Origin of the sequence: Bacillus sp. FSL K6-1366, from assembly GCF_037976695.1 — a bacterium.
In the GTDB taxonomy this organism is placed as follows: domain Bacteria; phylum Bacillota; class Bacilli; order Bacillales; family Bacillaceae; genus Bacillus; species Bacillus subtilis.
On sequence record NZ_CP150268.1, the window covers coordinates 984,881 to 1,008,981 of the forward strand.

A 24,101-nucleotide genomic window follows, 5' to 3' on the forward strand; every position below is an offset into this window, starting at 1 on the left:
TCTTCTACTTTACTATAAAAGGCTTGCAATATCACTTTTTACACTTTGGCATACAAAAAAAGCTGCCTGTACAGACAGCTTATTCTGCAGGAGATGAAGACTCCTGATCAGGCATATCGACATAACCGCTTTGATACGCTTCTGAAATGAGCCTTGTTGTCTCCTGGCTTTCTTGTTCATCATAAATATAGCGTTCCGGTTCTTTTTTCATCATTCTGCCTCCCATCATTATAGAGGTAGGTTGGCTATAATGACGGGATTTTATGAAGGAAATTTTAACAAACTCCTGCTGCCACGCAAGCTTTCGCTTTTTCAAGCGCCTGCTTTACCTGTTTGAATCCGGTGCCGCCGGCGCTCATTCTTTTTTCAACTGCGTAGTAAGGGTCTAACACAGTGTAAATATCTTCTTCAAATAGTGTGCTCGCCTGCTGAAACTCGCCAAACGGCATATCGCTTAAATAGATCCCTCTTTCGATGCATGTGTACACAAGTTTCCCGACCACTTCATGCGCTTCTCTGAACGGCATTCCTTTTTTAGCTAAATAATCGGCCAGTTCCGTCGCATTTGAAAAGTCTTGTTTTGTTGCTTGCTTCATGACGTCTTTGTTTACAGTCATTGTTTGGATCATGCCTGTGAAGATTTGCAGGCTGCCCTCCACCGTTTTCACCGTGTCAAACATGCCCTCTTTGTCTTCCTGCAGATCTTTGTTGTAAGCGAGCGGAAGTCCTTTCATGATCGTAAACAGCCCCATCATATCGCCGTATACGCGTCCTGTTTTGCCGCGGATCAGCTCCGCCATATCAGGATTTTTCTTTTGCGGCATCATGCTGCTTCCTGTTGCGTACGTATCGTCAAGCTCGATGAATTTAAACTCCTGCGAGCACCATAAAATGATTTCTTCAGAGAAACGGGATAGGTGCATCATCAGCATACTGCTGTTGCTTAAAAACTCCAAAATGAAGTCTCTGTCGCTGACGCCGTCCAAGCTGTTTTCATAAATGGCATCAAAGCCGAGCAGTTCCGCTGAATAATCACGGTCAATTGGGAAGGTTGTTCCCGCGAGCGCCCCGCAGCCGAGCGGAGATTTGTTAATCCGCTTCATCGAATCCTGAAAACGCTCCTTGTCGCGCTCAAGCATCCAGAAATACGCAAGCAGATGGTGAGCGAATGAAATCGGCTGGGCGCGCTGCAGATGTGTGTAGCCCGGCAGAATCGTTTCAACGTTCGCATCCGCCTTTTCAATCAGCGCACTTTGGAATGCCTCAATCAGATCGATGATGTGGCCGACATGATTCTTCAAATATAAATGCATGTCAGTCGCCACCTGGTCATTCCGGCTTCTGCCGGTATGCAGCTTGCCGCCAAGAGGACCGATTTCGTCAATGAGCATTTTCTCAATATTCAAATGAATATCCTCATAATCGACTGTGAATTCCAATGCTCCCTCGTCTGCTTTTTGCAAAAGGGTATTCAGGCCCTCTCGGATTTTCAGCTCTTCTTCTGCTGTCAGAATACCGCATTTTTTCAGCATGGCAGCATGTGCGAGAGACCCTGTAATGTCTTCAGCAACTAAATTTTGGTCAAATGATATGGACGCGCCGAACTCGTCGACCCATTTTTCCGGTGTTTTTTGAAATCGGCCTCCCCAGAGCTTCTTCATGCTTTAATCTGCTCCTTCTTTTTTACGATGCTGTTCACTTTTGTCGGAAGTCCCCAAAGCTCGATAAATCCAATTGCTGCATGGTGATCAAATGCATCGTCTTTTGTATATGTTGCAAGTTTTTCATCATATAGAGAGTATTCTGATTTACGTCCTTCTACAATTGCATGGCCTTTAAACAGCTTCACGCGGACAATGCCTGTGACATGCTTTTGCGTTTCTTTTAAGAAAGCGTGCAGCGCATCTTTTAACGGCGAGAACCATAAGCCGTTGTAAATGATCTCTGACATTTTTTGCTCGATGATCGGTTTAAAGTGGGCTACCTCTTTCACCAGTGTCAAATCTTCTAATTCTTTATGCGCTTTGATCAGTGTCATCGCACCAGGGCATTCGTATACTTCCCGGGATTTAATGCCGACGAGGCGGTTTTCCACGTGGTCGATACGTCCGACACCGTGCGCGCCCGCCATTTCATTCAGCTTCAAGATCAGCTCAGAAAGCGAGTAGGAAACACCGTCAATGGAGACAGGCACGCCCTGTTCAAATGCAATTTCAATCACTTCCGGCGTGTCCGGCGTTTTTTCCAGCGGAGCTGTTAAATCGTATGCACCTTCTGGCGGCGCCGCCCATGGATCTTCTAAAATGCCGCACTCATTGGCGCGTCCCCAGAGGTTTTGGTCGATAGAATACGGGCTGTCAAGATTGATCGGAATCGGAATGCCGCGGCTAGCCGCATATTCAATTTCTTCTTCACGTGACCACTGCCATTCGCGAACCGGCGCGATGACTTCAAGGTCAGGGTTTAATGATTTAATGGAGACTTCGAAACGAACCTGGTCATTTCCTTTCCCTGTGCATCCGTGGGCAATCGCCTGTGCATCTTCTTTTTCCGCAATTTCAACCAGTTTTTTCGCGATCAGCGGTCGAGATAATGCCGAAACAAGCGGGTATTTTCCTTCATACATTGTGTGGGCCTGCAAAGAGATAAGCGCGTAATCCTGTGCAAATTCTTCTTTTGCATCGATCACGTAGGAGTTTGTCGCGCCGACTTCAAGCGCTTTCTGCTGAACAAATGCCAAATCTTTGCCCTCACCGACATCCAGGCAGCAGGCGATAACATTATATCCTTGCTCCTGAAGCCATTTTATTGCGACGGAAGTATCAAGACCTCCTGAGTATGCTAATACGACTTTTTTCTGTTCTGACATGATAAAAATCCCCTCTCAACCGTGTTTCTATTTTGTATAAAAATAAATTATATTTAATAAAAATACATTTTGTATGTATACACTTTAACAAGTACGTTTCGTTTTTTCAAGCCTTTTATAAAAAAAACTTCACCTAAATTTCAGGTGAAGTTTCATAGTATTTATTCATTTACTTGTCTTTTCTGATTTCTCTGACCACATGTGCAAGTTCGGGAATAATCAGCTTATTCATTGCCAGCTTTACTGCGCCGCTTGAGCCTGGCGTTGAGAAAACAGCGGTATGCTGAATGACGCCGGCAGTTGCTCTCGACATGATTGCGGCAGAGCCGATATCCTCTGTATAACTCAGCATCCTAAATATTTCTCCAAAGCCCGGCAGTTCTTTCGAAAACAGCGGCGTTATGGCTTCAATTGTGACATCCCGATCTGCTATGCCTGTCCCTCCGTTTAAGAGTACCGCGTCTGTCTGTTCATCCATGCAGCCCGCAAGCACTGACCGCTGCAAAGCATCCTTTTCGTCTTTTACAATTTCATATGCAGCAATATGATGACCAGCTTCTTCTAAAAATGAGATCATCAGCTTGCCGCTTTTATCGGTTTCCTCTGTCCTCGTGTCACTGACAGTAATCACTTTGCACCGAACGATATCGGGAGCTTCTTGTTTATGCTCTTGAACGCTCATTGGCCCACCTCTTTTATGTTTTCTGTCTGTCACTATCATGCATCAACAAAAAAGCACATTCAAGAGAATGTGCTTTCATGCGATTTATTTTGCTAAACGAACAACGTCGCGCGCAATCATGACTTCTTCATCAGTCGGAATGATCATGACTTTTACTGGAGAATGCGGATAGCTGATGAAAGCTTCCTCGCCGCGCACGTTATTAAGCGCAGGATCCCAGTATACGCCCATGAATTCTAAACCGCGAAGAACGCGTTCTCTGACTTCCACACTGTTTTCACCGATACCGGCAGTAAAGATGATCGCATCTACACCGCTCATTCTTGCAGCGTAAGAACCGATGTATTTGTGGATTCTGCTTGCGAATACTTCAAGAGCCGTTTCCGCGCGCTCATTTCCTTCTTTCGTTGCTTCGACGATGTCACGAAGATCGCTTGAGAAACCGGAAATGCCGAGCAGTCCGCTTTTTTTGTTTAATGTATTCAATACTTCGTCAGCCGTTTGGCCTGTTTTCTCCATGATGTATGGAATCAGGGCAGGGTCGATGTTTCCAGAGCGTGTACCCATTGCTACACCGGCAAGCGGCGTAAAGCCCATGGATGTGTCAATTGATTTTCCGCCTTCAACAGCCGCAATACTTGCTCCGTTTCCAAGGTGGCAGGAAATCAGGCGCAAGTCTTTTAACGGACGGCCGAGAAGCTCTGCCGCACGCTCAGTTACATATTTATGTGAAGTGCCGTGGAAGCCGTATTTACGGATGCCGAATTTTTCATAGTATTCATACGGCAAGCTGTACAGGTAAGACTGCTCAGGCATTGTTTGGTGGAATGCCGTATCAAATACAGCTACAGCAGGAACATTTGGAAGCACTTCTTTGAACGCTTTAATTCCAACGATATTTGCCGGATTGTGAAGCGGTGCCAATTCAGAAATATCTTCGATTTCCTTAATGGTTTCATCCGTTAATAAAACAGAATCGCTGAATTTTTCTCCGCCGTGAACGACACGATGGCCAATTCCGTCAATTTCATTCAAGTCTTTAATAATGCCGAATTCCGTTAACTTATTCAGCAGCATTTTAACAGCTACCGCATGATCCGGAATATCAGTTACTTCTGTATTTTTTTCGCCGTTCACAGAAATTGTGAATACGCTGTCGGCGATACCAATTCGTTCAACTAAACCCTTCGTTAAAACGGTTTCTGAAGGCATTTCGAAAAGCTGAAATTTCAAAGACGAGCTTCCTGCGTTAATTGCAATAATTTTGGACATGATTGACGCTCCTTTATACTCTGTATCAACAACTTCGTTTTTCGTACTTTTTTCCCGGTGAATATCAACATCTTCTCCGAAAAATATCTGACTTTTCCATTTAAACATTGTCATGTCGGCTTTTCAAGTCAACTTGCGTATTGATAACGCTTACAATAAGAAGTCGTTATTTTCAGACACATTCCCTATAGGTTTTGTATTGATGAACGCTTACAATTTGCGGTTTTTCCCTCTGTATTTTGTGTTTCAAAGCTGGATTCAATTCGTCAAGTCCGGTCTTCAAAAGCATAAATAAAAGCAGCTTAGGCATCGACCTCATACGGCTGTCTACGCTGCTTTTAAAACACTTACTTTTCTTTTTTAAACCATTCATCAAATTGAGCCATCATATCAAGCATCGCCTTTTGATTGGAGAAAGACGGAAGATTCGCAAGCAGAATTTGCCCCGGCGCTTTCGTATTCTCTCCTTGTTTCTGAAGCACAAGGATGCTTTTGGCATGAGCTTCGTCTTTAAAAATAGATTTTGGCAGCTGCAACAGTGCGTTGATATGAACCTTATCTTTGAAAAACTGTTTCAGCTTGCCGCTTTGGGAGCTCTCAAACAAATGATTCGGAATCATAAAAAATAAGTAGCCGCCCGGTTTGGTATGCTTGACGCTCTGTTCAATAAACAGATGATGAGCGAAGGAATGGCCTTCGTCAGCTTTGAGCTCAAACGCTTCTGCTCCTTCGTCATTCGGATAATAGCCGACTGGCAGATCACAAATGACCGTGTCAACTGGATCGATAAACAACGGCTCAAGGCTGTCCTGGTGGAAAAGCTCAAGCTCTTTTTTCAGAAGGTTCGCTTGGGCATAGGCGATCTTCAAGAGCACATCATCAATTTCAATGCCAAAGCTGTTTGCCGTTTTTTCAGACAGCTGGTTCAGCACGGTAAACAGAAGGTTCCCGGTTCCCAGGGCTGGATCAAGAATGGTCAGTTCCTTTTTGTCCGCCATAAATTTATTCACCAAATAGCTGATGAAAAGCCCGATCGTATCCGGCGTCATTTGTCTGTTTGGATGGGAGATATCTTTCATTCCTTTAAGGACGGCAAGCTGAAAAGCCTTGCGTACCCACTCATGCTCATACGTGCCGAATTCCGCTTTTTCAAGCAGAGCCTGAAGTTGTTTGGTTTTCTGATCAGCAGGCAGTTTCAGCTGATCCGTTTTTTCAAGAAAATACATTTCTCCTGCTTCGGCCAGCGCCTCTATATATGAAATCTGCAATTCATTCTTTATCATAATCGCGGCTTCGTTTAACAGCTCATACACCGCACCTACATGGTCTTTTTGCATATTGTGTTCCTCCTTGCCATGAAAAAAGCTCCGGCGGCAGCCTGGAGCTTTTTTCCCTGCTTACTTCACTAATGCCTTAGCAGCCTCAATTGGCTTTTCATAGTTCGGGTGGTTTGTTGCTTCGCTTACATATTCAGCGTAAACGACTTTTCCATTCTCATCAAGGACAAATACGGAACGCGCAAGCAGACGAAGTTCTTTAATATACACACCGAACGCTTCGCCAAATGACATATCTCTGTGGTCAGACAGTGTTTCCACTTTGTCAATTCCATTAGCGCCGCACCAGCGCGCTTGCGCGAATGGAAGGTCTGCACTGATTGTGTAGACGTTGACATCTCCAAGCTTTGCAGCTTCTTCGTTAAAACGGCGTGTTTGTGCATCACAAACACCTGTATCAATTGAAGGGATAACAGAAATAATCGTTACCTTTCCTTTCATGTCAGCTAACGATTTTTCTTCAAGGCTGTTAGTCAGCACTGTGAAATCAGGAGCTTGATCTCCTACCTTCACTTCTTGTCCGACAAGTGTAACCGGACCGCCTTTGAATGTAATTTCAGCCATTATAATTCCTCCCTTTTGTATGTATGTCTCTATCATAGTAAAGTTTCCTGCAAACTGCAAAGTTTATGCCAAAAAAAAGTTAACTGCGGCCAGCGCAGTTAACCTTTTTTAATAATTCATATTGTTCATTTGGTTTTGATTTTGGCCCTGACTTTGGTTCTTGTTATTTTTCTTGAACATTTGCTGGATGCGTTCGAGTGTTTGAGGGGCTGCGTCTAAAATTTTCTCTATTAAATGGGTATTTTCATCTAAATGAAGCATTCTGATGCCTGTCGATCCGACAATTAAAAACGCGATCGGCGTAATGGACACACCGCCCCCGCTTCCGCCTCCGAAAGGAAGTTTCTGTTCTCTTGTCTCATCGTCTTCCGATTTCTTTTCGGCCGGCTTTCCGCCAAACTCGCTTCCGCCTGCGGCGAATCCAAATCCAACTTTAGAAACAGTTAAAATCACACTTCCATCAGGCGTTTCTACTGGATCTCCGATGATGGTGTTAACATCAATCATTTCCTTCAAGTTTTCCATTGCGGTTTTCATTAATCCTTGGATGGGATGGTCTGCCATATACGCTTCCTCCTTAAACTGATGAATCATTCTTTGAAGTCATTCTAGCCGACGGATTCTTCTTTAATACGGATAGCTCCCGTCCGTATTTGACGAATTTGAAAGCTGCAAGCATAGCATGTCCAAAGCGAAAAAAGAATATACACTGAAAATGGGTCTTGGAAGCAGGGGCTTGAAACGACGGGATCACCTCATAGACAGGTTTATTCACAAAGTCCAGGTGGTCGTAGAGCATTGCTGCGATACCGCCCTTCACGCCCCATACAGCACCTGTTAACACACCTGTCACTGCCGCGTCCTGAATTCCGATTACTGTAACCCATTCTAGTTTTGTGATATGTAAATGCGCGAGAAAAGACGCGCTGATTTTCCGTAGTCTGGTGACCTGATGCAAAAGCATTTCGATTTTATTAATGCTTTGCTGCACATCGTTTTGTGTAATTTTTTTCTTTCCGCTGCTTTTTTTCATTTTAGATTCAGTTTTTTGTTTGATATCCACTGTTCCGTCTTCTTTGTTCACCTTAATCGCCGGGATTGTTTTTTTGATCCTTATAAGGCCAAACAGCGCCGTAATCTTCAAGGTCAATTTGTCATTATCAGCGGCATGAAGATACTCCAGCGCGACATGGATTTTCATTCTGAGAAGCAGTACGATCCCTATGAGAATAAGAATGGCTGTCAGTACATACACCATATTCTTCACTTCCTCTAGGAGCATTATCGCCAATTCCTAAAAAAATAAACCCGGACGGAGGTCCGGGTTATCGGTTATTTGCGGTATAATTTTTCATGCACCACGGTGGTATCCGCGATGTAATCATGAATCCCTTGTTTTGTAGGTGAAAAAGCAACAACGATATATAAAATCCAAATCTTATCAATATACCGTCCAACCACTTCACGAAAAATCACTGTACTCCATGTCAGCTTGCTATCTTGCTTCACAGAAACCACTTTGAGGCCGAACACCATTTTACCAAGCGTCTGCCTGAAGTATTTAGTCATGAGTGCGAAATAGGCAAGATACACAATAAGCGTTGTCACACTGTAAGCCGAGAAGGTAAACATGCCGGATGTTTTCGGCAGATCCAATACGGTAAAGAGGGGAGAAACGAGCAAATGGTTTAATCCCCATATCACGAGCCAATCAAGCAGGAAAGCCCAGAAACGAACCCAAAAGCCAGCATAGGCATGTGTCAGCTGCTCCGCTTCTTGCGGGCCTTTGATGTCATTGCGCTCTAACTCTTCATATGTCGCGTCCATTATTGTTCCCTCCTACTTCGCATAGAGATACATCATTCTCGGCGAACCGGATTGCGATAGAATTTCTCTCATATTCAAAAAATCAATTTCACTTTTAAACATTTTGTTCGCGCCCATGGAAAACAGTGAACCTAATCCGAAGCTTTCCTCATAAGAAATGACAGAGGCGTTTTTCAAATCCTTGTGATCCTTTTTCATGGCCGTAATGGTATCGTCATAAAAACCAAGCTCATCAACGAGGTTCAGTTTTTTCGCCTGCCGTCCGTCATACACGCGGCCGTCCGCAATTTTCTTTACCTCTGCTTTCGGCATGCCGCGCCCTTTTGAAATGACATCAACAAAGCCTTCATACGAATTATCAACCATCGATTGCATGATGTTTTTTTCTTCTCTCGTCATCTCACGGGAAGGAGACATAATGTCCTTATGGGCCCCGCTCTTAATCGTTTCAAAAGAAATGCCAAGCTTATCGGCAAGCTTTGAATAATTGACGCTTTCCATAATGACGCCGAGTGACCCGGTCAGGGTTTCCGGTGTCGCAAAAATCTTATCAGCCGCTGTTGAGATGTAATAGCCTCCTGATGCTGCCATCGAACCCATTGACACGTAAATCGGTTTTTTCGTTTCTTTCTTGATTTCTTCCAGTTTCTTATGTATTTCAGCACTTTCATACACTCCGCCACCCGGAGAATTCACCTTCAGAACGATACCTTTGACCGCCTTGTCATCTTTTGCGCGCTCAAGGTTTTTTAAGAACGTTCTGTGGTTATATCCGTCTGCACCAAGCAGACTGCTTGAGTCCCCATTATCCTGAATGGTGCCGCTGACCTCTAATACGGCAATTTTACTTGAGAGACTGCCGTTTTCCAGCGTCTTTTCCTGCGATTCATCCGTCAGTGATGTGAGATCCGTTTGAGCGCCTTTGACGCTTTCAAAGAAACTCATAGAGATGCTGACGATAATAGACACGCCGAAAATCCCCAGAGCAATCACTAATGCAATCCATCTTTTTGCATTCATTTTTTCTCCTCCTTTTTCCTAAACTCTCTCATTATACGATTCAATATGAAAAATGTTTCACTTCATGAGAAAGCTCCGGCTTAACGGGCTGCCGGCAAACGTGGTACACTTATGGCCAAAGGTATTTTATCACAAATACTGGATGGCAGAAAAACTTAAATATGACAGCAAAGGGGAAATGGGATATGACCGATCAACGCCGTAATGTTTATTTTTTTCACAAACAGGATCAGGAAACGAACGAACAAGCCCGCTCGTTAACACAATTGGCGGAAGAGCATGGATTTACCGTTGTGAACCAGCACTCAGACGCTAATATTATCGCCAGCATTGGCGGGGACGGCACATTTTTGCAGGCAGTCAGAAAGACGAATTTTCGTGACGACTGCTTGTACGTCGGCATTACCAAAAAGGGGAAAGCTCATTTATATTGCGACTTTCATAGTGATGAGCGAGAAAAAATGGTCGATGCAATGACGTTTGAACAAATTGAAGTGAGAAAATACCCGCTGATTGAAGTGACAGTGGATCAAGCCAGTCCTTTTCACTGCTTAAACGAGGTATCCATCCGCTCAAGCATCATTAAAACCTTTGTGATGGACGTGCTGATTGACGATCTGCACTTTGAAACGTTTAGAGGTGACGGAATGATTATCTCAACGCCTACAGGGAGCACCGCCTATAACAAGTCTGTTGCAGGAGCGGTTGTTGATCCGCTGCTTCCATGCATGCAGGTATCAGAGCTTGCATCCCTTAACAATAATACCTACCGGACACTCGGCTCGCCATTTGTCCTCAGCTCTGACCGAAAGCTGACCCTTCGTGTGGTGCAGGACGGCAACGAACACCCAATCATCGGCTTGGACAATGAAGCACTCAGCACGAGAAATGTGAAAACGATCGAAATCAAACTGTCTAATAAGAAAATCAAAACAGTCAAACTAAAGGACAATTCATTTTGGGAAAAAGTGAAGCGTACTTTTTTATAGAAAATAAAAGGACAGGCTGCTGCCTGTCCTTTTACGATTTCTCATATACAATCTGGCCGTTAATCACGGTTTTTTTAATCTCTAAAAGATGAAGCTGTGCGGGGTCAATGGCAAACGGATCACCACTGAGAACTGTAAAATCCGCGTCATAGCCTTCCGCAATTTTTCCGCGTGACTTCTCTTTATAAATGATACCGGCGCTACCTTCTGTATAAAGCTTTATCGCTTCATATACAGGTAAACATTCACTTTCATTATAGCTTGGCCCGTTTTGCTCATGACTGCTTTTCCGGAGGACCGCGGACTGGATCCCTAGAAGCGGGTCAACAGGCTCAATCGGGGCGTCTGAACCGCCCGCGCATAAAATGCCTTTAGATATGAGGGTTTTCCAGGCAAATGCAGTCTTCATCCGGTCTTTTCCGAGACGGTCAATGACCCACGGAAAGTCGCTTGCAACGAAATGCGGCTGAAGATCAAGTGCGATCGGCATGCGTGCTGCTCTCTCGATTAATTCGTTATCAAGCACTTGAGCATGAATAAGCCGATCATGCCGGCCGTTTTTGGGCGGATGCTTTTCTATTGCGTTCAGCACTTTTTCAAAAGCAAGATCGCCGATTGCATGAACAGCAACCTCCATCCCTTTTTCTCTCGCTTTGCGAATGAGCCGGCCAAGGGTTTCGTCATCGTGAACCTGAACACCATTTGTTGATGGATCATCCTGATATGGTTCTTTCAATAAAGCCGTTCTCCCGCCAAGCGCCCCGTCCGCAAAGATTTTCATCGCACCGAACTCCACATACGGGCCGGACGGTTTCTCCAGCTGCTCCCATCGATCGACCGCTTCATGATGAACGAGCAAATGGCAGCGGAACGGATACTTTCCGCCAGCGGCAGCTTTCTCATAAGCTTTCAACGGCACCGAAACATCACCATAATAGGACAAGTCTTCCGAATGACCGCCCGTCAGGCCTTTTGTCCAGCAATCCTTTATTGCAGCCGTTAATGCCTCATCAACATAGTGCTGGGAGACTGGCGGGACAGCCTTCAGAATCAAATCCTGCGCCTTATCAAACAGGAGTCCGGTCGGCTCGCCATTTGCATCTTTTACGATGACTCCGCCGTCAGGATCAGGAGTATTTCTTGAAATTCCCGCTGCTTGAAGAGCCGCAGAATTGACAGCTATTGCATGCCGGCATATACGCTTGAGCAAGACGGGCCTGTCAGGAAACAGGCGATCAAGATCATGCTTAGTCAAGTAGTCAGGTGTCTCAAACTGATTTTCATTCCAGCCTTCTCCAATGAGCCAATCGTTTTTAGGAAGCTGCCGCTCTCTTTCCTTCGCAGCCTGTAAAATTGAATCTTTCGACGTCAGTGCGGACAGATCGAGCTGAAGCTGTTTCTCACCGTGGCCGATCAAATGTAGATGGCTGTCAACAAAACCGGGGAACATCACTGCTCCGTTCAGGCTGATTTCTTCTGTTTCCGGCGACCCGTACTTTTCCTTCAAACGTTCATAGCTGCCGGTGCCTTTTATAACACCATCCTCAACATAAACTGCCTCAGTCCGATCGCCTTCTTCGAGCATCGTATAAATGAAACCGCCGTGCCATATCGCCTTCATTCACGTTCACTCTCTTTCTTTACGCCTTTTTATTAGCTTTGAGCTGTTCTTCACGTTTTCTTAATTCCACTCGTCTGATTTTTGCAGAAGCCGTTTTCGGCAGGTTTTCCACAAATTCAATTTCTCTAGGATATTTGTATGGAGCGGTAATCGTCTTCACATGGTTTTGCAGCATTTTGACAAGCTCATCACTGCGTTTTTCATGATTTTGCAGGACAACATATGCCTTTACGATGGAGCCTCTGATTTCATCAGGACTTGCGACAACAGCACATTCTTTTACTTCTGGGTGCTTAACAAGCGCGTCTTCCACCTCGAAAGGCCCGATCGTATAGCCGGAGCTGATAATAATATCGTCATTTCGGCTTTCAAACCAGAAGTAACCTTCCTCATCTTTTCTTGCTCTGTCTCCCGTTAGGAAATAATCGCCGCGAATTTGTGTTTTCATTCTTTCCGGATCTTTAAAATACTCTTTAAAGAGCGCAGGCGTACTGAGGTGAACAGCGATATCGCCAACCTCACCAGGTTTGCAGATTTCACCGTCTTCATTTATGATCTCCACCTGATTTCCCGGTGTCGGTTTTCCCATGCTTCCCGGTTTAATAGGCGTATCTTTCAAAACACCAACCAAAAGCGTGCTTTCTGTTTGGCCATATCCGTCCCGTACCTTAATGCCAAAGTGCTTTTGGAAAACATCAATGACTTCACGGTTGAGCGGCTCACCTGCGGAAACAGCGCTGTGCAGGGCAGAAAGATCAAAACGGTCCAAGCCTTCAACCTTCGCCATTAAGCGGTATTCTGTCGGCGTGCAGCAGAAAACATTGATTTTGTAGCGATTTAAAAGCTCTAGATATTTTTCTGCTTTGAATCTGCCGTGGTACACAAAACCGGTTGCTCCGCTGCCAAGCACCGCTAAAAACGGACTCCATACCCACTTTTGCCAGCCAGGGGCAGCAGTTGCCCAGACGATATCCTTTTCAGAAATGTCAAGCCAAGCGCCGGCAGAAGTTTTTAAATGAGCAAATGCCCATCCATGTGTATGTACAACACCTTTCGGCTGACCTGTTGTCCCGGATGTATAAGATAAGAAAGCCATATCATCTCTTGTTGTGTCAGCTGTTTTAAATTGGCTTCCGTCCGCTTCAATTGATAAGAGGTTTTTCCAGCCGGCATCATTTTCACCAATAGACAGTGTAATCAGTTTGTCAGCCGTACTGACATCCCGGAAAGCGCCAATAAATTCGGAGTAGACGATAGCGCCTTTTACCTCTGCATGTTCAATCCGGTATTCAAGATCTTTCGCGCGAAGCATTTCGGAGCACGGAATGACAACCATTCCTGATTTCAGGATAGCCAAATAAACAGCATAGGCTTCAAGCACCCGCGGAACCATTACAATCAGCTTGTCTCCCTTTTTAAATCCAAGATCAGCTAAGGCCGCTCCGATTTTATTTGTTTCTTCCATCAGCTTTTCATACGACCAAGATTCTTGCTTGCCCGACTCGTCCTCCCAAAGAAGAGCGGTTTTTTGTCCAGCAGCACTGAACTTTTCCATTTCATTCACTAAATTATATTGCACAGGGGCAATTAAATCTTCACGTTTTAACACGAACAACTCCTCACTTTCTCCACCCATTATACATAAATACAGGCTCTTTCCGTAAGGATATGCCTAAAAGCAACCTCTGTAAACATAGATTTTATAGGCCGCTGGTCCTTTTTTATATGTAAAAAATGAAAAAGAGTGGGGATACCCCCACTCCTAAGCCATTATGTGAAATTGTAAATTAGAATTGTCCTCCGCCCATGTTTTGTTGAGCAAAAGATACAAGACGTTTTGTGATCTCTCCTCCAACAGAACCGTTAGCGCGAGAAGTTGTGTCTGCTCCAAGGTTTACACCGAATTCAGAAGCGATTTCTAATTTCATTTGGTCGATCGCTTGAGCAGCTCCTGGTACTAAAAGGTTGTTGCTGTTACCTGAGTTATTGTTAGCCATGTGTCTCACCTCCTTGTGAGTATAGAATGTGTCAAAACACATGGCTTCATTCAGAAAAACTTTGGTAATTGTATACAGGAGCTGAAAATTAATTTAAAAGAGTTCAGCGAATTTATCGTTAGCTTCTTGTTCGCTATACAGGGTCATTGTCTCAATGTTATCTACCGCTTCTTGAATATACGGCTCGAAATCAACAAAGCTTTCAAAGTGTTCAATTTTCTCTTTTTTAGGGCGTGTTTTCGGGCTTGGCGGTGTAAAGATCGTGCAGCAGTCTTCAAATGGCTGAATGCTTGTCTCATATGTGCCAATTTCCCGTGATTTTTCGATGATTTCTGTTTTGTCCATGGCGATTAATGGACGCAAAATCGGTGTTGACGTCACCGCATTAATTGCATACATGCTTTCAAGCGTTTGGCTCGCTACCTGACCGAGGCTTTCTCCCGTAATAATGGCAAGCCCGTTTCTCTTTTCTCTGATTCTGTCGGCGATCTGAAGCATGAGGCGGCGGGTTGCCGTCATTGTGTAATTTTCAGGAATTTGTTTTTGGATGAGCTCTTGCGTTTTTGTAAATGGAACAATATGAAGTGTCATGCTTCCCCCAAAACGGGACAGACATTTCGCCAGATCCATTACCTTTTGCTTTGCGCGCTCACTCGTGTATGGCGGGCTGAAGAAATGAACAGCTTCTACCGACAGTCCCCGTTTCATCGCATAAAAACCAGCCACAGGGCTGTCAAAACCGCCAGAAAGCATCAGCATCGCTTTTCCTGCTGAACCAACTGGCAGCCCGCCTGCACCTTTTTCATCACGAATTGTCAAAAATGTTGCTTCTTCCCTGATTTCGATTCTGAGCGGGATGTCTGGGTTGCGAACATCGACCGTCAATCCTTCTGTATTTCGCAAAATATGGCCGCCGATTTCAGCGTTCATCTGGTTTGTATCTAATTCAAATTGCTTATACGCTCTCTTTGTCGCGACTTTAAACGTATCACCTGGTTTATACTGATCTTTGATAGCCTTTAGTGCGGTTGCCTTAATATCATCAAGGCGGCTGTCACATTTAATTGCCAGGCTGAAGCTTTGAATCCCAAACACTTGCTTTAAATGAGGAAAAAGAGCCTCAGGATCCTCTCCATTTAATGTAATCGTCATACGATCCCTGTTGGAAAAGTATTTTAAATTCGGATAGTCTTTCAAAACGAGTCTGATGTTTTGTTTTAAGCGCTCAATAAAGCTTTTTCTGTTTTTGCCTTTGGTCGAAATTTCCCCAAAACGAATTAATATATGATCGTAATTCATGTTCTACCTCATCATTTTCCTTAATTTTTTGATACCAGGACGAAGCGCGTTCATAAACGGTTCTGCCACATCGCTTGTCTGGCTGTAATTTAAACTGATTCTGATGCTGCTTCCGGCAATCTGCTCTCCTTTGCCCATCTCTAAGAGAACCTTGCTGGGCTTATGTTCTTTTGCCGAGCAAGCCGATGTTGTGGAGACGAAAATATCCTGTTCCTCAAGCATGTGTAAAAGCACTTCCGCTTTAATCCCCGGTACAGAGAAATTAATAATGTGCGGCGCGCTATTCATTTGAGGCGTGTTGATAACGACGCCCTCAATTTCACTCAGCCTTTTCATAAACAATTCCTTTGCGGCAGTCATCGTGTCAAGCCGTGTGTCAAAATCAGCAGAGGCAAGATTAATGGCCTTGGCAAGCGAAACCGCTCCAGCAGTATGTTCTGTTCCGGCCCGTATGCCTTTTTGCTGAGAGCCTCCCGTTATGAGCGGAATAAGGCGTGTTCCCTCTTTTACAATAAGTGCGCCTGTCCCCTTTAGGCCGTGAAATTTATGCCCCGAAATTGAACATAGATCAATGCCGGCCTTTTCAATTGCCAAGGGCACTTTATAGATGCCCTGCACATAATCGACGTGGAACAAAATGTTCGGGTGCTTCTTCAGCACTTCCCCTGCCGCTTCAATCGGCTGCACGGAACCGACTTCATTGTTCACATGCATCATGCTGACAAGCACGGTATCGGGACGGATGGCTGCTTTTAGATCTTCAATAGAAACAAATCCGTCTTCATTCACAGAAAGATAAGTGATATCAAACCCGAACAACTCTTTCAGCTGTTCTAACGATTCCGTAACGGATGGATGTTCAATAGAAGTGGCAATGATATGTTTGCCTGTTTTTATCTTTGACAAAGCCGCTCCTTTTAAAGCCGCATTATTGGCTTCTGTGGCGCCTGACGTAAATACAATATCATATTTTTTTAGGCCTAAGGACCTTTTGATTTGATTTTTGGCTGCTTGAAGCAGCTGTTCCGTTTCGGCTCCATATCGGTGCAAAGATGAAGGATTGCCAAAGTATCGGCTGCTTGTCTGTTCATATACGTTCAAGACTTCATCGTAAGGCTTCGTCGTTGAACTATTATCTAAATATATCATCTTTTTTACTCCTTTATGAAAGCGGTACAAGGTATGATATTTATGTTACCATAACAAAATTTAATAGAAAATTACGAAAAACTAGTATTGACTTCTAATTTTTTTACCATATAATAAGATTTGTTCGTTTCGTCATATTATCTGACAATTAATTGACAGAATATTTTAACATAATTATTAGGAGGATTTTTTCATGAAACACTCACTGCCTGTCAAAGATACCATTATTATTGGTTTCATGCTATTTGCGTTATTCTTTGGAGCAGGAAATATGATTTATCCGCCGGAACTTGGACAAGCAGCCGGACACAACGTCTGGAAGGCCATCGGCGGATTTTTACTGACAGGGGTAGGCCTGCCGCTTCTCGGCATTATCGCCATCGCATTAACCGGTAAGGACGCTAAAGGCCTTGCTGACAAAGCGCACCCAGTTTTCGGTACAATCTTTACTGTCGTGCTTTATTTATCAATCGGACCATTATTCGCCATCCCGAGAACAGGAACTGTTTCATATGAAATTGGCGCTGTTCCGTTTTTGACTGGCGTACCAGAAAGACTTTCTTTATTAATATTTACACTTATCTTTTTCGGCGTTACGTACTATTTAGCGTTAAACCCATCCAAGGTTGTCGATCGAGTCGGAAAAATTCTGACTCCCATCAAATTCACGATTATTTTAATCATTGTTCTCAAAGCCATCTTCACGCCGATGGGCGGATTGGGCGCCGTGACAGAAGCATATAAAGGAACACCGGTTTTTAAAGGATTTTTAGAAGGCTATAAAACAATGGACGCACTTGCTTCAATTGTATTTGGCGTTGTCGTTGTAAATGCTGTAAAAAGCAAAGGCGTTACACAGTCTAAAGCTCTTGCTGCAGCCTGCATTAAAGCAGGTGTGATTGCCGCTTTAGGCCTGACTTTCATTTATGTATCCCTTGCTTATTTAGGTGCAACAAGCACAAATGCAATCGGTCCTGTTGGTGAAGGAGCTAAAATTTTATCTGCGTCTTCCCATTATTTATTCGGTTCATTAGGCAACATCGTACTCGGAGCAGCGATTACAGTCGCATGTTTAACAACAAGCATCGGCCTTGTCACATCTTGCGGCCAATATTTTTCAAAACTTATTCCGGCATTATCATATAAAATTGTCGTTACGATTGTCACGTTATTCAGCTTGATCATTGCGAATTTCGGACTCGCGCAAATTATCGCGTTTTCTGTTCCTATTTTATCAGCTATCTATCCGCTTGCCATTGTCATTATCGTTCTTTCCTTCATCGATAAGATCTTTAAAGAAAGACGCGAAGTGTACATCGCATGCTTGATCGGTACAGGACTTTTCAGTATTTTAGACGGTATCAAAGCAGCCGGTTTTTCACTTGGATCTTTAGATGTGTTTCTAAATGCGAATCTTCCTCTTTATAGCCTCGGCATCGGCTGGGTGCTTCCAGGAATCGTCGGAGCGGTTATCGGCTATGTGCTGACCTTATTCATCGGACCATCCAAACAGCTTAATGAAATAAGTTAATGTCACAGAACGCCTGCGTTATTGCGCAGGCGTTTTGTAATGAAAAAAAGAGCCTGCTCATTACACTGCGGGCTCTTTTTCATGGTCGTGATTATCTAAGCGGATATGTCAGCTTTGATTTTTTCAACTGCACCTGGCGCAGCCTTTTCTACAGCGGCAGCGGCAATTTCATAAGAGTCGTCATAATCAAAAGCATAAAAACGTCTTTCCGCTTCTTTCAGCTGTTCAGATAAAATATGATTCTGGCTTCTGAACCGGTTTCCGAACTGAATGATTTTTTCAATGAGGATGACCTGCTCGACAAGTTCCTCTGATTCCCGGCTTGCCCTGTTGACGATATCTTCTGCTTGTTTCAAATGGGCTCCGGCTTCTTCCATATTTAATGGAAGTTCGTTTAGTTGATTGACTGTTTCTTGAATATGATGATGCGCGTTCTCCAGCATCTCTTGAATATGGCTCGGAATGCCTGGAATGTTGCTAGTCTTCAGCAGTCTTGCTGTCTCAGAAATTGTTTTTTTCAAATTGCTGAGCGTCTCCCTCGCCTGAAGCTCTTCTTTTCTCAGCGCTTGCAGATTTTCACGATACTCGTCATGCTCTTTTTTCACTTCTTCAATTTGCTTCTCTATTGAAGCAACTTCTTCCACTAAAAGTGAGTAAGCGACATGCTCTGCATCGAGCTTATCTTTAACGGATGATAGCAGCTTCCCAATTTCATCAAGGCGCTTTTCAAAAGCCTGCTGTTTGCCGAGCTCACCGGCTGTCAGCCTGTAGCTTTCCTTCACCAGCTCAGTTTCTGCTTTCGTATGCTCTTTCTCTTCTTTAAGCTTGTCGTAAGCAATAATCAATTCAGGCATTTTGCTTAGCACGGATTGACCGGCTTCAACTTCGCCCTCCAGCTGCTGATAAACAGATTGAATATTTTCGTCAATGAGCTGCAGGATTGCGGACGCTTCATCAATATCCAGTTCAGTCATCAGGACATGTTCCGCTCGTTTCAGCTGGTTTGACAGATTTTCTAATTCCTTATCAAGCTGGATATGCTCAAGCTTGTACCCTTTTTCTTTCATTTCGCCATAGCCATCCTTGAGCTTTGCAATCTGTCCGGGCACCGTCTGTTTACAGTCAGCTAACAGCTTCGGCACGTCATCTATGTATGACTGAAGCCGCTCAAGATTGCGGTCCTGCTCAAGCAGTACTTTTCGTGCAGTAATATAGTTTCCGCCTTCTGTTTCTTCTTCAAATTGTTTGATGCCGCTCCAAATTTCGTCCAGATCCTTTTCAAGGCTGTCATAAAGCTCCCCGTAAAGGTGGCTGTAAGCCAGCAGGTTTTTTCGAGATTTCGAATAGCGCTCCCTCACCTGTTCAATCTCTTCACGGCTCTTTTCCTCACTTGTGACAAGATCGCTGATTTCCCGAAGAATCTTTTCAATGCTTGATTCAGCCGCTGTCAGCAGGTCGTCGATATGAACGAGCACTTGATTGGCCTTTTTAAACCTGTATTTGTCTGCATTTTCCTCGGCATCATAAAGGAGCTCTTCAACTTTCGGCATGTGGGCTGTGACAATCTCATCCCATTCTTCACGCCACTTCTCAAAGAACTCTTCTGTCTGACCCGTCATTTTTAAATGTTTTATTTTAGACATTTCTTCCACGATCGACCGATTCAGAATTTCAATCTTCCACGATTCCAGCCGGTCGATTTCGGCGTAGATTTTTTTCCTGAAAAAGTAGCCTGCCGCAAACAGCGCAAGCAGTACAATTAATAATCCAATGACAAACTCCATAATGAGCCCCCTTGCTGTTTACCTTAATCTGTCAGGGTGTTTTATTTATTCAGAAAGATTTCAGGATATGTATTGAGAAAAACTGTCGTTTTCATTGTTATTATGATACCATGTAACAAACATTTTTTGACCAGAAATCAAAAACTTTTTGTGCAAAATCGGCAGGATTTGACTATTTTTTCATGGGGTGACATCAATGCAAAAGCGAGACGGACATATTCACACACCATTTTGCCCTCACGGCTCCAATGACACACTCAGACAATATGCAGAAGAAGCCTTAAAAAAAGGGTTCGAATCGATTACTTTTACCGAACACGCCCCATTGCCGCCCTCTTTTACCGATCCCACGCCGCTGAAAGACAGCGCGATGGCGCAAGCTTCTTTGGAACGCTATATTCATGAAATTTCCGGATTAAAAAAAGAATATCGCGGACAGCTTAGCATACTGACAGGACTTGAAGTCGATTATATCGCTGAATTTGAAGACGAAATTACATTATTCCTAGACACATACGGGCCATATTTAGATGACAGCATCTTATCCGTTCATTTTTTGCGCACAGACTCTTCCTATCTATGCCTTGATTATGACGAGCATACCTTCAAAGAGCTGATTTCAGCCTGCGGAAGCATTGAAGCGGTATATGAACAATATTACCGGAGTATCTATTCTTCCATTGTAGCATCTCTCGGCGTTTATAAGCCAAAAAGAGTCGGTCACATCACACTCGTCCAAAAATTCATCAAGCTGTTTCCATACAGCATGTCAGAACATATTCGCGGCCTCGTTTCCCTGTGCCTGAATGCCATTGAAGAAAACGGAATGGAGCTCGACTTCAATACTTCCGGCTTAAGAAAAACTTACGCTGGCGGTATTTATATCGAGGATTGGATGCTGAATGAAGCGAAGCAAAAGAAGATCCCGCTTGTGTTTGGGTCAGATGCCCATCAAGCGGGAGATGTCGGATATGCGTATGAGGCGTTTTTGGAACGGTGCTAGTTGGTGAGCGCCACGTCTCCTGTCCGGAAGACGCTTCTGATCCAAATCTTGATTTCTTCAAAATACATTTTATAAAAATACGGCTCGTGCGGCTGCATGTAGAGTACTTCTGAAATATATTGAGGCTGGAGATAGGGCATCATCAAGAGAGATTTTAATTGGAGAATAAAATGAGGCAGCGGCAGCGTTAAATATTCACGCTGTTTTTCTCCTTCCTCAATGATCAGCTGGAAGATATACTTTTCCTTCATTAGATATGTCGACATAATTTCCCTGATTAATATGGAGTCAATTGTGACTTCCCGGTAGACAAAACGAGTTAATTGACGATGATTATGCTGATAGGATAAAATATCGAAAACCAATTGAAGAAGCTGTTCCTGAGTGCTTTGAGAAGAGATATTGCTTGCCGCTGTTTCAAGCGTTTTGCTGTAGCCCTCGTAAAACTCTGAAACTAAGTGTTCCATCAAGCCTCCTTTGCCTTTAAAATAGTAGGAGATGTGCGCAACATTTACATCAGCTGACTTTGCGATTTCACGGACAGACGTGCCAGAAAATCCTTTTTGGTTAAAAAGCATGACAGCAGATTCAATAATTTTGTCTTTGGTGCTTACTTTCATACGGCTCACTCCTTCCTCTTGATACTATTCAAGCAGAAAGCCGCTGTTCCTGTAAGAACTTATCGACAAATGCCGGCAGAAAAGCCGGAACTTTGTTTTATATTATAGAAAAAGTGAGGGTTTTCCATGTTCCATGTCGAAAAACAATCTGGAGATAAAGAAAAAGACTATCAGCTTCTGCTAAAACAGCTCGAAGCCATGACCGAAGACGAAACAGACCAAATAGCTAACTATGCAAATGCCTCAGCACTGCTGTATCATTCGCTGCCTGAAGTCAACTGGGCGGGTTTCTATTTTGCCAAAGAAGAGGATGGACAGCTTGTGTTAGGTCCGTTCCAAGGCCTGCCGGCATGTGTTCGGATTCCTTTCGGCAGAGGGGTTTGCGGCACAGCGTACGCAAACGGAAAAGTGGAACGTGTTGAGGATGTAAACGCGTTTCCGGGACATATCGCCTGCGATGCAGCGTCTCAATCAGAAATTGTGCTTCCGATTCGTGTAGACGGAAAAATTGTCGGCGTCTTGGACATCGACAGCCCAGTGAAAAACCGTTTCGACGAAATTGATGAAAAATACTTAACTCAATTTGCCGAAACGCTAGAAAAAGCGTTAGCGCAGTAATATAAAAGCCCAAAACTGATATCGTTTTGGGCTTTTTTTATTTTATTGAGTCATGAATCATCAAGCGGTTTTTCCCGCTCCGTTTCGCGCTGTAGAGCGCTTCGTCTGCCTCATGCACAAGCTCTTTCAGCGACTTTTTTGTTTCTGTCGTCCAGCAGGAGATACCGCAGGAAATGGTTACCTCGGGTTTCGTATTTTTTCTGACCGCGTAAACCAGTCGCTCGGTAATCCGTTTCCCCACTGCAACCGGCACATTTGGCAAATAAATCGCCAGCTCCTCTCCTCCCCAGCGGGCACCGACATCATGCTTTCGGATGTTGCTTTTAATCACTGAAGCGACTTGAATTAAAATCTCGTCCCCAGTCTGATGGCCGTACGTATCATTTACATTTTTAAAATTATCAATATCAACAAGAATAAAAACACCCTTTTGATGGATTTTCATGCTGTATTGAATTTTTTCATCTAAATACGCTCGTGAATACAGTTCAGTCAGCTGATCTGTTTTCACGAGATGCTCAAGGCGGTCGCGAAGCATTGAATTGGTTACAGCCAGTGTCGCGTGATGAATCAGCGCCTGAAACAGCTTGTACATTTCAAATGTAAAAGCGTACAGCTCCTGTTTCAATAAAACCGCAAAGCCTAAAAGCCGGTCGTTTTGAATCATCGGAGCAGCCATCAGCGAGCCGTACCCCGCCTTCCCAAAAACAGACTGGCCATTCCCGATGAAAACCCCTTTTTCACCTTCATACAGCTTTTCTTTCAGCTCATTATAAAAATCTGACGGCTTCGCTTCTTTAAAAAATGCTGTGCTGCCTGGGAGCAATGTTAGGTTTTCAAAATGGTCTATATGAAAAAATCCCACTTCTTCTGCCTGAAACGATTCTGCCATTCTCACAGCCAGATCATTCATTGTATCAGTCAATGTCAGCCGCTGATTCAGGCGTCGTGATGTTTCATTAATCAATTCCAAATTTGCGATGCTTGCTTTGGATTGTTCGTAGAGCTGGGCATTTTCAAACGCTTTTCCCGCGGCGTTTGCTAACAGCGACATTTCATCAAGGCAGGCATCAGTAAGAAAGCTGTCACCCGTTCCTTCAGCCTTCAACACCCCGTATGTGCCCTGCTGTCCTTTGATCGGAATATAGGCGACAGATTCATTTTTCCGCAAAATGTCTCCGGACAAATACACTTTGAGCGCAAAGGAATCGGATTTTTCCCCTTCCATATACAGCTCTTTTGCAGGAATCCCTAAACATTGGTCTTGATCGTGCGATATAAATAAAGAAAACTCAAAAAGAGAAAATGTGCTTGTCAAGCTTTCTAAAAGCTGCTTCAGCACATCTGTCTGATCAAGCAGTGAATGGAACAGCTCTGTCATTTTGTATATCTTTTTTTGGTAGATCGTTTTGTTATAGAGTCTTTCCTGTTTCATCGACTGGTTTAAAAATGAAGCAACCACCTCCGGAAGCCCTTCAGGAATCTCTTCATCCTGCCTGCACGCAAGATGGAAACGCCTGCCGGAGCCGTCCTCAATCAGATAACATGAAGCGTTTATTTTTGAAGCGGAAAAACGCGCTTCACCATCTGCCAGTTTTGTCACAAAGTCTGATGGTGACGGTGTAAGCGAAACACAAAGGGTTGAAAAATAGGTTTGAATAGCCGAAGTCAGCCATATGAAAGAGTCGGTGAATGTGACTTTTTCAGATTTGGTTAATAAAAAATCGAGCATATGATAATGAAAGGCGGATAATTGATCTTTAGTTTGTTCTACCATGTTTTTATCACCTAAAAGTTTACCACTAATTTTTGTTTATTATATCATAAACGGTGAAGCAATAATGGAGGAATGGTTGACTTCAAAACAAATAAATTATATAATGACCTTTGTGTGAAATATTGCAGCCTTTTTGTTCAGC

The 24,101-nt window shown here is 43.8% G+C and carries 24 protein-coding genes; 4 read left to right on the top strand and 20 right to left on the bottom strand.

Features of this window, described 5'->3' with window-relative positions:
• Positions 1-79: 79 nt before the first annotated feature.
• From MHI44_RS05310 to sppA, 12 genes are all read right to left on the bottom strand, one after another.
• Positions 80-214 carry a hypothetical protein gene (locus MHI44_RS05310; RefSeq protein WP_004399018.1) on the bottom strand — a complete coding sequence of 45 codons (135 nt, stop codon included), beginning with the start codon at positions 212-214 and terminating at the stop codon, positions 80-82.
• Positions 215-275: 61 nt separating this feature from the next.
• Positions 276-1,661 (bottom strand): argininosuccinate lyase, encoded by a 1,386-nt coding sequence (gene argH / locus MHI44_RS05315; protein WP_339203054.1) that lies wholly within the window; start codon positions 1,659-1,661, stop codon positions 276-278.
• Positions 1,658-2,869: an argininosuccinate synthase gene (locus MHI44_RS05320; protein ID WP_003229357.1), complete on the bottom strand. Its 1,212-nt coding sequence runs from the start codon at positions 2,867-2,869 to the stop codon at positions 1,658-1,660. Before MHI44_RS05320 ends, argH begins: the two co-directional genes overlap by 4 nt.
• Positions 2,870-3,038: 169 nt before the next feature.
• Positions 3,039-3,551 (bottom strand): molybdenum cofactor biosynthesis protein B, encoded by a 513-nt coding sequence (locus MHI44_RS05325; RefSeq protein ID WP_003229354.1) that lies wholly within the window; start codon positions 3,549-3,551, stop codon positions 3,039-3,041.
• 84 nt (positions 3,552-3,635) lie between these two features.
• Positions 3,636-4,823, bottom strand: a complete 1,188-nt coding sequence (locus MHI44_RS05330) for an acetate kinase (protein WP_003223511.1) — start codon at positions 4,821-4,823, stop codon at positions 3,636-3,638.
• Positions 4,824-4,995: 172 nt separating this feature from the next.
• Positions 4,996-5,199, bottom strand: coding sequence for a hypothetical protein (locus MHI44_RS05335; RefSeq protein ID WP_339203057.1), 204 nt, complete (start codon positions 5,197-5,199; stop codon positions 4,996-4,998).
• Positions 5,171-6,160 (bottom strand): N-6 DNA methylase, encoded by a 990-nt coding sequence (locus MHI44_RS05340; protein ID WP_003229346.1) that lies wholly within the window; start codon positions 6,158-6,160, stop codon positions 5,171-5,173. The genes MHI44_RS05335 and MHI44_RS05340 overlap by 29 nt, the downstream gene beginning before the upstream one ends.
• A 60-nt stretch (positions 6,161-6,220) precedes the next feature.
• Positions 6,221-6,724, bottom strand: a complete 504-nt coding sequence (gene tpx / locus MHI44_RS05345) for a thiol peroxidase (RefSeq protein WP_003223506.1) — start codon at positions 6,722-6,724, stop codon at positions 6,221-6,223.
• 108 nt (positions 6,725-6,832) lie between these two features.
• On the bottom strand, positions 6,833-7,288 hold the full coding sequence (gene ytfJ / locus MHI44_RS05350) for a GerW family sporulation protein (protein ID WP_004398631.1): 456 nt from the start codon (positions 7,286-7,288) through the stop codon (positions 6,833-6,835).
• 13 nt (positions 7,289-7,301) lie between these two features.
• Entirely contained in the window at positions 7,302-7,982 is a 681-nt protein-coding gene (locus MHI44_RS05355) for a DUF2953 domain-containing protein (protein WP_131227838.1), read from the bottom strand.
• Between the two features lie 74 nt (positions 7,983-8,056).
• Positions 8,057-8,551 carry an RDD family protein gene (locus MHI44_RS05360; protein WP_014477652.1) on the bottom strand — a complete coding sequence of 165 codons (495 nt, stop codon included), beginning with the start codon at positions 8,549-8,551 and terminating at the stop codon, positions 8,057-8,059.
• A gap of 12 nt (positions 8,552-8,563) precedes the next feature.
• Complete coding sequence (gene sppA / locus MHI44_RS05365) at positions 8,564-9,571, bottom strand: signal peptide peptidase SppA (RefSeq protein ID WP_339203060.1); 1,008 nt, start codon at positions 9,569-9,571, stop codon at positions 8,564-8,566.
• 185 nt (positions 9,572-9,756) lie between these two features.
• On the opposite strand from sppA, the gene MHI44_RS05370 reads away from it, so the two are divergent.
• Entirely contained in the window at positions 9,757-10,560 is an 804-nt protein-coding gene (locus MHI44_RS05370; RefSeq protein ID WP_004399091.1) for an NAD kinase, read from the top strand.
• A gap of 31 nt (positions 10,561-10,591) precedes the next feature.
• On the opposite strand, the gene MHI44_RS05375 is transcribed toward MHI44_RS05370, so the two are convergent.
• The 5 genes from MHI44_RS05375 to MHI44_RS05395 form a co-directional block, all read right to left on the bottom strand.
• Positions 10,592-12,181: an amidohydrolase gene (locus MHI44_RS05375; protein WP_087962084.1), complete on the bottom strand. Its 1,590-nt coding sequence runs from the start codon at positions 12,179-12,181 to the stop codon at positions 10,592-10,594.
• A gap of 19 nt (positions 12,182-12,200) precedes the next feature.
• Positions 12,201-13,790: an acyl--CoA ligase gene (locus tag MHI44_RS05380; RefSeq protein WP_327847048.1), complete on the bottom strand. Its 1,590-nt coding sequence runs from the start codon at positions 13,788-13,790 to the stop codon at positions 12,201-12,203.
• Between the two features lie 178 nt (positions 13,791-13,968).
• Entirely contained in the window at positions 13,969-14,178 is a 210-nt protein-coding gene (sspA, locus tag MHI44_RS05385; RefSeq protein ID WP_003223491.1) for an alpha type acid-soluble spore protein SspA, read from the bottom strand.
• Positions 14,179-14,271: 93 nt separating this feature from the next.
• Positions 14,272-15,477 carry a tRNA uracil 4-sulfurtransferase ThiI gene (thiI, locus tag MHI44_RS05390; RefSeq protein ID WP_003229326.1) on the bottom strand — a complete coding sequence of 402 codons (1,206 nt, stop codon included), beginning with the start codon at positions 15,475-15,477 and terminating at the stop codon, positions 14,272-14,274.
• A gap of 3 nt (positions 15,478-15,480) precedes the next feature.
• A complete protein-coding gene (locus tag MHI44_RS05395; protein WP_021480314.1) occupies positions 15,481-16,626 on the bottom strand; it encodes a cysteine desulfurase family protein in 1,146 nt (381 codons plus the stop codon).
• Between the two features lie 193 nt (positions 16,627-16,819).
• Here MHI44_RS05395 and brnQ point away from each other — a divergent pair, with 193 nt between their 5' ends.
• Positions 16,820-18,157, top strand: a complete 1,338-nt coding sequence (gene brnQ, locus MHI44_RS05400; protein ID WP_003229322.1) for a branched-chain amino acid transport system II carrier protein — start codon at positions 16,820-16,822, stop codon at positions 18,155-18,157.
• A gap of 95 nt (positions 18,158-18,252) precedes the next feature.
• Here the strand turns inward: brnQ and ezrA are convergent, their stop codons facing one another.
• Positions 18,253-19,941 carry a septation ring formation regulator EzrA gene (gene ezrA, locus MHI44_RS05405; RefSeq protein ID WP_072173619.1) on the bottom strand — a complete coding sequence of 563 codons (1,689 nt, stop codon included), beginning with the start codon at positions 19,939-19,941 and terminating at the stop codon, positions 18,253-18,255.
• Between the two features lie 196 nt (positions 19,942-20,137).
• Between ezrA and hisJ the strand changes: the two genes are divergently transcribed.
• Positions 20,138-20,944, top strand: a complete 807-nt coding sequence (gene hisJ, locus MHI44_RS05410; protein ID WP_339203064.1) for a histidinol-phosphatase HisJ — start codon at positions 20,138-20,140, stop codon at positions 20,942-20,944.
• Here hisJ and refZ read toward each other — a convergent pair.
• Positions 20,941-21,564, bottom strand: coding sequence for a transcriptional regulator RefZ (gene refZ, locus MHI44_RS05415; RefSeq protein WP_128993289.1), 624 nt, complete (start codon positions 21,562-21,564; stop codon positions 20,941-20,943). The two genes, hisJ and refZ, sit on opposite strands and share 4 nt — an antisense overlap.
• Positions 21,565-21,690: 126 nt before the next feature.
• Between refZ and MHI44_RS05420 the strand changes: the two genes are divergently transcribed.
• Positions 21,691-22,182: a GAF domain-containing protein gene (locus MHI44_RS05420; protein WP_014477664.1), complete on the top strand. Its 492-nt coding sequence runs from the start codon at positions 21,691-21,693 to the stop codon at positions 22,180-22,182.
• 37 nt (positions 22,183-22,219) lie between these two features.
• Here the strand turns inward: MHI44_RS05420 and MHI44_RS05425 are convergent, their stop codons facing one another.
• Positions 22,220-23,959 carry a diguanylate cyclase gene (locus MHI44_RS05425; RefSeq protein WP_339203068.1) on the bottom strand — a complete coding sequence of 580 codons (1,740 nt, stop codon included), beginning with the start codon at positions 23,957-23,959 and terminating at the stop codon, positions 22,220-22,222.
• Positions 23,960-24,101: the final 142 nt, after the last annotated feature.

What these genes read in the sequence shown, in the direction of transcription:
- MHI44_RS05310 (WP_004399018.1), bottom strand. Translation starts at nt 214, where the DNA reads ATGATGAAAAAAGAACCGGAACGCTATATTTATGATGAACAAGAAAGC.
- argH (WP_339203054.1), bottom strand. Translation starts at nt 1,661, where the DNA reads ATGAAGAAGCTCTGGGGAGGCCGATTTCAAAAAACACCGGAAAAATGG.
- MHI44_RS05320 (WP_003229357.1), bottom strand. Translation starts at nt 2,869, where the DNA reads ATGTCAGAACAGAAAAAAGTCGTATTAGCATACTCAGGAGGTCTTGAT.
- MHI44_RS05325 (WP_003229354.1), bottom strand. Translation starts at nt 3,551, where the DNA reads ATGAGCGTTCAAGAGCATAAACAAGAAGCTCCCGATATCGTTCGGTGC.
- MHI44_RS05330 (WP_003223511.1), bottom strand. Translation starts at nt 4,823, where the DNA reads ATGTCCAAAATTATTGCAATTAACGCAGGAAGCTCGTCTTTGAAATTT.
- MHI44_RS05340 (WP_003229346.1), bottom strand. Translation starts at nt 6,160, where the DNA reads ATGCAAAAAGACCATGTAGGTGCGGTGTATGAGCTGTTAAACGAAGCC.
- tpx (WP_003223506.1), bottom strand. Translation starts at nt 6,724, where the DNA reads ATGGCTGAAATTACATTCAAAGGCGGTCCGGTTACACTTGTCGGACAA.
- ytfJ (WP_004398631.1), bottom strand. Translation starts at nt 7,288, where the DNA reads ATGGCAGACCATCCCATCCAAGGATTAATGAAAACCGCAATGGAAAAC.
- MHI44_RS05355 (WP_131227838.1), bottom strand. Translation starts at nt 7,982, where the DNA reads ATGGTGTATGTACTGACAGCCATTCTTATTCTCATAGGGATCGTACTG.
- MHI44_RS05360 (WP_014477652.1), bottom strand. Translation starts at nt 8,551, where the DNA reads ATGGACGCGACATATGAAGAGTTAGAGCGCAATGACATCAAAGGCCCG.
- sppA (WP_339203060.1), bottom strand. Translation starts at nt 9,571, where the DNA reads ATGAATGCAAAAAGATGGATTGCATTAGTGATTGCTCTGGGGATTTTC.
- MHI44_RS05370 (WP_004399091.1), top strand. Translation starts at nt 9,757, where the DNA reads ATGACCGATCAACGCCGTAATGTTTATTTTTTTCACAAACAGGATCAG.
- MHI44_RS05375 (WP_087962084.1), bottom strand. Translation starts at nt 12,181, where the DNA reads ATGAAGGCGATATGGCACGGCGGTTTCATTTATACGATGCTCGAAGAA.
- sspA (WP_003223491.1), bottom strand. Translation starts at nt 14,178, where the DNA reads ATGGCTAACAATAACTCAGGTAACAGCAACAACCTTTTAGTACCAGGA.
- thiI (WP_003229326.1), bottom strand. Translation starts at nt 15,477, where the DNA reads ATGAATTACGATCATATATTAATTCGTTTTGGGGAAATTTCGACCAAA.
- MHI44_RS05395 (WP_021480314.1), bottom strand. Translation starts at nt 16,626, where the DNA reads ATGATATATTTAGATAATAGTTCAACGACGAAGCCTTACGATGAAGTC.
- brnQ (WP_003229322.1), top strand. Translation starts at nt 16,820, where the DNA reads ATGAAACACTCACTGCCTGTCAAAGATACCATTATTATTGGTTTCATG.
- ezrA (WP_072173619.1), bottom strand. Translation starts at nt 19,941, where the DNA reads ATGGAGTTTGTCATTGGATTATTAATTGTACTGCTTGCGCTGTTTGCG.
- hisJ (WP_339203064.1), top strand. Translation starts at nt 20,138, where the DNA reads ATGCAAAAGCGAGACGGACATATTCACACACCATTTTGCCCTCACGGC.
- refZ (WP_128993289.1), bottom strand. Translation starts at nt 21,564, where the DNA reads ATGAAAGTAAGCACCAAAGACAAAATTATTGAATCTGCTGTCATGCTT.
- MHI44_RS05420 (WP_014477664.1), top strand. Translation starts at nt 21,691, where the DNA reads ATGTTCCATGTCGAAAAACAATCTGGAGATAAAGAAAAAGACTATCAG.
- MHI44_RS05425 (WP_339203068.1), bottom strand. Translation starts at nt 23,959, where the DNA reads ATGGTAGAACAAACTAAAGATCAATTATCCGCCTTTCATTATCATATG.